The organism is Aquiflexum sp. (assembly GCF_041751335.1).
Lineage (GTDB): Bacteria > Bacteroidota > Bacteroidia > Cytophagales > Cyclobacteriaceae > Aquiflexum.
The window spans coordinates 1-6,468 of the sequence record NZ_JBGSXS010000054.1; the positions used below are offsets into that span (position 1 = coordinate 1).

The following is a 6,468-nucleotide window of genomic DNA, read 5'->3' on the forward strand; positions in this document are numbered from 1 at the left end:
GGAGGTAATTGGTAGATTCTTCGGACAAGATTTTTCCAAAAGCTCTTGGGAAACCATCGTCATAGGATATCGGCTCCCAAAAGCATTTACTGCGATTTTGGCGGGAATCACTTTATCCATCAGTGGACTTCAGATGCAGACCTTTTTTAGAAATCCCTTAGCCGGTCCTTTTGTATTGGGAATCAGTTCAGGTGCCGGATTGGGTGTGGCGCTGTTGATTATGGCAGGTTCGGCTTTTGGCTCGTCAGTATATTCTGGGGGGCTTGGCCTATGGGCGATCATTATTTCTGCAAGTGCAGGAGCGGTTTTGGTTTTATTGCTAATGAGCCTGACCGCATGGAAGGTGAAGGACAGTATGACTTTGTTGATTGTGGGCTTGATGTTTGGTTCTACCGTATCTGCTTTGATCTCTGTCTTGGCATTTTTCTCCAATGCCGAGCAATTGAAGTTGTTTACAGTATGGTCCATGGGCAGTTTGGGCAGCACCCAAACCAATCAACTTATCGGTTTCTTGATTGCATCCATGATAGGAATTATACCCATGATGCTGATGCTCAAGTCTTACAATGCCATGTTGCTTGGAGAAGCCTATGCTGAAAGCATGGGTGTCAATATCAATAAATTGCGCTGGACCATGATCATCAGCACAGGAATCCTTGCCGGGTCTGCCACGGCCTTTTGCGGACCGATTGCCTTTATTGGTATTGCAGTGCCACACATGGCAAGATTGGTTTTCCGAACAGGCGACCATAGAGTGCTATTCCCTGCCTCTGCCTTAATAGGTGCCATCGTATTATTGGTCTGTGATGCCATCAGTCAGCTACCCGGAAGTGCGCAAACCCTTCCCATCAATGCGGTGACTTCCCTTGTTGGTGCCCCAATGGTGATATGGTTGATCTTGAGGAGAAATTTTTCTAAGGAATTTTGAAAAGAGACGTAAGACGTGAGACGTTAGACGTTAGACTAGGGTTGTCGAAACTGAAGGGTGAAATGTCAGATTTGAACCTCTCTTACCGGAAGGTTGGTAAGAGAGATGATTTTGAATTCGTGGATGAGATTTGAGACGAAGCCGTCATTGCGAGGAGCACTTCAGCTCACCTTTATAATTAAAATTAGCCCTTCGTGCGACGTGGCAATCTCTTTTGGAGGATACAAGATGCAGTAAGCTGATTGGATGAGACAACGAACACAAGATAAAGGACCTAAATTAAGTGTAATGAACAAAGTTCCATAATAGGAGATGTCAAAAAATAAAAATAGCTTCACCTTGTCATGTCGACGGCAGGAGACATCTTGGGACGAGGAAATTAGCCCCTTCAAAAAAAAGAAAATAAGTAAGTTTATCCAACATTTAACCATCCTATGCCCAAAGATCCAAATCACAATCCAAAGAACATTTTATTAGGAAGTAGCCTAAGTTTAGGGTACAGGAATGGAAGTAAAATAAACAGGATCAGTGAGGACTTATATTTCAACCTTGAAAAAGGAAAACTAACCTGCCTTTTGGGACCAAATGGGGTGGGGAAATCCACTTTGGTCAAGACGATAATGGGACAAGTGCCCCCACTGAGTGGTGAGATTTTTTTAGAGGGAAAGCCTTTAACATACTATTCCCAAAAAGCGCTGGCCAAAAAAATAGCAGTTGTCCTGACTGAGAAAATCACTACAGGAAATCTGACAGTAGGACAGTTGGTGGCCTTAGGCCGAATTCCCCATACAGGATGGTTGGGTAGATTATCCAATGAAGACCAAAACAAGGTTGAACAAGCAATCTCCCAGACCCATATCGGCTATATCCGCAACCAACCTTTGAGTGAATGTAGTGACGGTCAGTTACAGAAAACGATGATTGCAAGGGCTTTGGCCCAGGATGGGGAAATCCTCATTTTGGATGAACCCACTGCCCACTTGGATCTGGTCAACCGTTTTGAAATCATGCACCTTCTGCGGCAGATTACCAAGGAATCCAAAAAAGCCGTTTTGGTGGTAACCCATGACCTTGACATCGCCATAGAAACAGCTGATGTATTTTGGTTGATGCAATGTGGGCAGCCCTTGGTTACAGGCCTTCCTGAAGACCTGATACTCAATGGTCAGATCAATCTTCTACTTCCCTCTGATCGCCTTTCCTTCAATTCCAAAACCGGAAAAGTACAGCCCAAAGTTGATGAATTTGCAATCCACATCGAAGGTCCTGAGGCTATTGTTCAATGGATTCAATCTGCACTTCAAAAAAACATACTAGCCGAAAAACTTCTTGAAGTCCATATCCGCATTACGGAAAATCCTTTACGGATCTTTTGGAAAGAGGGTGAGAAGGAGCGGGAGTTTCTGGAGATTGGGGGGTTGTTGGAGTTTTTGGGGTTTTCTACATAAACATTCAATTTTTATTGCTACCTCACTGAACCAAAACGAAATGTAGGTTCGCGAAAATCCTATGTGTATGTAAAAATTCAAGGAAATGGTTAAATTTGGATATGGAGATAACAAGAACTAAGGACGAAATTTTAATTCGGGTTGATGCAAATACCGATCTCACGGGATTGCAGCGAATATTGGATTATGTAAAATTCCGGGAGATTGCTTCCAAAAGTAAAGCGACACAAGAACAAATCGATGAACTTGCCAAGGAAGCGAAATCCTCTTCGTGTGAAAAAAACAAAAGCAGGTTCATCAAGTGATTGTCGTTGTTGATACCAATTTTGTATTCAGCGGAATCCTGAGTCCAAGGGGAACTATCAGTGATCTTTTATTGAATTCTAGCAATACTTTTGATTTCTATTCGCCAACATCTTTATCTGATGAACTTGAAGAACATCATCAAAAATTATCTGCGCTATCTGGATTGTCTGACATTGAACTCAATTTTTTGAAAAGGACAATTATGAATAAAATAAACCTAATAGATTTAGAATCAATTCCGCTGACATCTTGGGGAGAAGCATCCGAATTGACCAAAAATGTAGATGAATTCGACATTCCATTTATAGCACTAAGTTTGGCGTTGGGAGCACCACTTTTGACAGGGGACAAAAAGCTAAAAAAGGGTTTGGAGGAAAAAGGGGTCAATTGGATTTTTACCTTTAAGATACTCATGCCCTACTTTGATTTTTTAGTGGTCCTTTCTAACTTTAATAGCTGGCAATATTTTTGACCTATATCACTTCAAACAAAAAAACTACTTATGAATCTCAAACGAATTTTCGGTCCACTTCTGACCGTAGCGGGCATTGTTGGACTGATCTATAGTGCCTACCTTTTTATCAACAGTGAAAACAGTGATTGGAAAACCACCCTTGTCCTTTTTATTTTAGGAATTATTTTTTTCAGTTCAGGACTGGGGTTGCTAAAAAGTACTGATGATAAAAGCTGATGCATGAAATTAAATAATGGAAGCTTACTACTAAAAAGCAATCGTGAACACTCCTATTTAATTGTAAGAGTTTCTAATTTGGAACTTTTATATTTTTTTATTTAACTTGTCATACAAACCTAAAAATTTTAAAAAACATGAGTTTCGAGATCAAATCATCCGGAGAGGCTTACGATGTCATCATAGTGGGTTCCGGCGCCGGTGGCGGCATGGCGTCTAAGATCCTCTCAGAGGCAGGTCTTTCAGTGGCGGTATTGGAAGCTGGAGGAGATTTTGACCCAGCCAAAGAGGAGGACAGGACCCAATTGAGGCCTCCATGGGAATCCCCAAGAAGAGGCAGCGGTACACCCACCCGACCTTTTGGTGATTTTGATCAAGCCATTGGAGGATGGGACATTGCCGGAGAACCCTACACAAGGTCAACTGGGACCACTTTCGATTGGTTTAGATCCAGAATGTTGGGTGGCCGTACCAATCATTGGGGGAGGATTTCCCTCAGGTTTGGCCCTAATGATTTCAAAAGAAGTAGTATTGACGGTCTTGGCGATGACTGGCCAATAGCCTATGATGATGTCAAGCCGTATTATGATAAAGTTGATAAGTTAATTGGGGTTTTTGGTACCAAAGAAGGTATTTACAACGAACCTGATGGATTTTTCTTACCTCCCCCAAAGCCCAGGCTTCATGAAATGTTTGTCTCCAAAGGAGCTAAAAAAGCCAATATCCCAGTTATCCCTTCCCGCCTTTCTATGCTGACCCGTCCGGTCAACAATGAAAGAGGGGTATGTTTTTTCTGCAACCAATGCAATCGTGCCTGTCAGGCTTATGCGGATTTTTCTTCAGGAACTGTACTGGTCAAACCAGCCATGGCCAAAGGCAAAGTAGAACTTTATACAAATGCCATGGTCAGGGCAGTCACTACGGATGATTCGGGCAAAGCAACCGGTGTTTCCTATATCAACAAGCTGGATATGAAGGAATATAAACTCAGGTCTAGAGTAGTGGTTTTAGGAGCATCTGCTTGTGAATCGGCAAGGATCATGATGAACTCCAAATCCAAAACCCATCCAAGTGGTGTTGGTAACAGCAGTGGCATGGTAGGTAGATATTTACATGATTCTACTGGTGCAGATAGGATGGCCATTATGCCAGATTTGATTGACAGAGAAAGATACAATGAAGATGGTGTTGGCGGTATGCATGTATATACCCCTTGGTGGTTGGACAACAAGAAACTTGATTTTGCCAGAGGATATCATATTGAGTATTGGGGCGGCATGTCCATGCCATCCTATGGGATAGGTTTTGCCATGGATACCATGAGAAAACATCTCAAAGATGAATTCGGTAATCCTAGTCCAAACGGTGGCTATGGCGAGGGTCTTAAAAAGGATATACGACGTTATTATGGTTCCACTTTGGGCATGTCAGGTAGAGGAGAAAGTATCCCCCAATACAGCAATTATTGTGAAATAGATCCCAATGTGGTGGATAAATTCGGTATTCCTGTACTCAAATTTACCTACAATTGGACTGACCAGGAAGTAAAGCAGGCCAAACACATGCAGGATACTTTTGAGGAAATTCTCACCAATGCAGGTGCAGTCTTGTTAGGAAATAAGCCCGGACCTGAATCCAAATACGGTTTGGCAGGTCCTGGTAGGATTATCCATGAGGTAGGAACCACTAGGATGGGGAACAATCCGGCCACCTCAGCTTTGAACAGCAACTGTCAGGCGCATGACTGCAAAAACCTCTTTGTGGTTGATGCAGGTCCTTTTGTATCCCAAGCAGACAAAAACCCAACATGGACCATTTTGGCCCTTGCTTGGAGAACTTCCGATTTTATAGTCAGTGAATTGAAAAAGAAAAATATTTAATAAGGTAGCCATGAACAGAAGAGAAAATTTAAAACTCCTTTTTACCGGATCATTGGCATCAGGATTCCTTTTGACCAATTGTGCACCTGAAGACAAAACAGCGGATTATTCACCAAAAATCGCTGGAGGTACACCGGGAGGAAGAACCGCAGAAGAAATAGCATACGATCAGCGCCTTCTTTCAGAAACTTTCTTTACCGACGAGGAAAGGAAAAAACTGGATGTATTGGTAGATATCATTATGCCTGCGGACAGTGAATCCGGAAGTGCTACGGATGCCGGTGTTCCTGACTTTATCGAGTTTATGATGAAGGACTACACCGCATATCAAACTCCTATGAGAGGAGGACTGATGTGGTTGGACCATTATAGCGATGACAATTACGGAAAGAAATTTCTGGAACTTTCTGAATCCGAAAGGATGGAAATCATTGATCTGATTGCCTGGCCTGACAAAGCCAAACCTGAAATGGAAGGTGGGGTGAAGTTTTTCAATATGCTTAGAAATCTGACATCCACAGGATATTTCACCTCAGAAATCGGTTTCAAATATCTGGGTTATAAAGGAAATACTCCCAATGTATGGGATGGGGTGCCTGATGCAGTCATGCAAAAACATGGCTTTGCCTACGAAGAAAAATACCTTTCGCTATATTTAAAACCTGATGAAAGGGGTAAAATTGCCGAATGGGATGATGAAGGTAATTTGGTGGGGTGATAAAAAATAAGACTCGTATTCTTAACACTTAGATTTGAAAAGTTGGTCATAACTAAATAACAAGAAGTTTCAAATTTAATCAGTTGAAATTTTTGTAATGCTCTCCCTTTTTGCAGCAAAATTTAAGGCGGGTAAAATATGTTCTTTTGTTAAGCTTGGGAAATCCTCCAAGATTTCTTCATAAGTCATTCCTGAGGCCAACCATTCCAAAATATCAATAACGGCCATCCTTGTATTTACTATAAAAGGTTTTCCAAAGATTTATCATTACGGTTGGGAAAACCTTGAAATCCCGAAAAATGAAATCAAATTAAAAATAGAATCATTTCAGTTGATGAAAGGAAAAGACCCAAAATCGGTAAACAAGGAGGTTATCAGTTTTGATGTTCGGGATTTTGCATACGGTTCTATTAATAATATTTTGCTATCAGGGGATAAAATTTTGCTTTCCTATAATCAAGGATTGTCCGATGAGGAATACAAAAATATTACCGAAG

Annotated in this window: 8 protein-coding genes; 7 read left to right on the plus strand and 1 reads right to left on the minus strand. The window is 41.6% G+C overall.

Annotation, left to right across the window (positions count from 1 at the left end):
- The 7 genes from ACEW8U_RS03120 to ACEW8U_RS03150 form a co-directional block, all read left to right on the plus strand.
- A partial coding sequence (locus tag ACEW8U_RS03120; RefSeq protein ID WP_373520574.1) for an iron chelate uptake ABC transporter family permease subunit occupies positions 1-928 on the plus strand: 928 nt, incomplete at its 5' end.
- A 434-nt stretch (positions 929-1,362) separates the two neighbouring features.
- Positions 1,363-2,376 (plus strand): ABC transporter ATP-binding protein, encoded by a 1,014-nt coding sequence (locus ACEW8U_RS03125; RefSeq protein ID WP_373520575.1) that lies wholly within the window; start codon positions 1,363-1,365, stop codon positions 2,374-2,376.
- Between the two features lie 101 nt (positions 2,377-2,477).
- The gene (locus tag ACEW8U_RS03130; protein ID WP_373520576.1) at positions 2,478-2,681 is read left to right on the plus strand and encodes a hypothetical protein; all 204 of its coding nucleotides are present in this window, start codon (positions 2,478-2,480) and stop codon (positions 2,679-2,681) included.
- Positions 2,678-3,154, plus strand: coding sequence for a PIN domain-containing protein (locus ACEW8U_RS03135; protein WP_373520577.1), 477 nt, complete (start codon positions 2,678-2,680; stop codon positions 3,152-3,154). Before ACEW8U_RS03130 ends, ACEW8U_RS03135 begins: the two co-directional genes overlap by 4 nt.
- 30 nt (positions 3,155-3,184) lie before the next feature.
- Positions 3,185-3,373, plus strand: a complete 189-nt coding sequence (locus ACEW8U_RS03140) for a hypothetical protein (protein WP_373520578.1) — start codon at positions 3,185-3,187, stop codon at positions 3,371-3,373.
- Between the two features lie 137 nt (positions 3,374-3,510).
- Positions 3,511-5,253 (plus strand): GMC family oxidoreductase, encoded by a 1,743-nt coding sequence (locus ACEW8U_RS03145; RefSeq protein ID WP_373520579.1) that lies wholly within the window; start codon positions 3,511-3,513, stop codon positions 5,251-5,253.
- A 10-nt stretch (positions 5,254-5,263) separates the two neighbouring features.
- Positions 5,264-5,971: a gluconate 2-dehydrogenase subunit 3 family protein gene (locus ACEW8U_RS03150; protein ID WP_373520580.1), complete on the plus strand. Its 708-nt coding sequence runs from the start codon at positions 5,264-5,266 to the stop codon at positions 5,969-5,971.
- Between the two features lie 75 nt (positions 5,972-6,046).
- Here the strand turns inward: ACEW8U_RS03150 and ACEW8U_RS03155 are convergent, their stop codons facing one another.
- Complete coding sequence (locus tag ACEW8U_RS03155; protein ID WP_373520581.1) at positions 6,047-6,232, minus strand: DUF433 domain-containing protein; 186 nt, start codon at positions 6,230-6,232, stop codon at positions 6,047-6,049.
- Positions 6,233-6,468 lie beyond the last annotated feature (236 nt).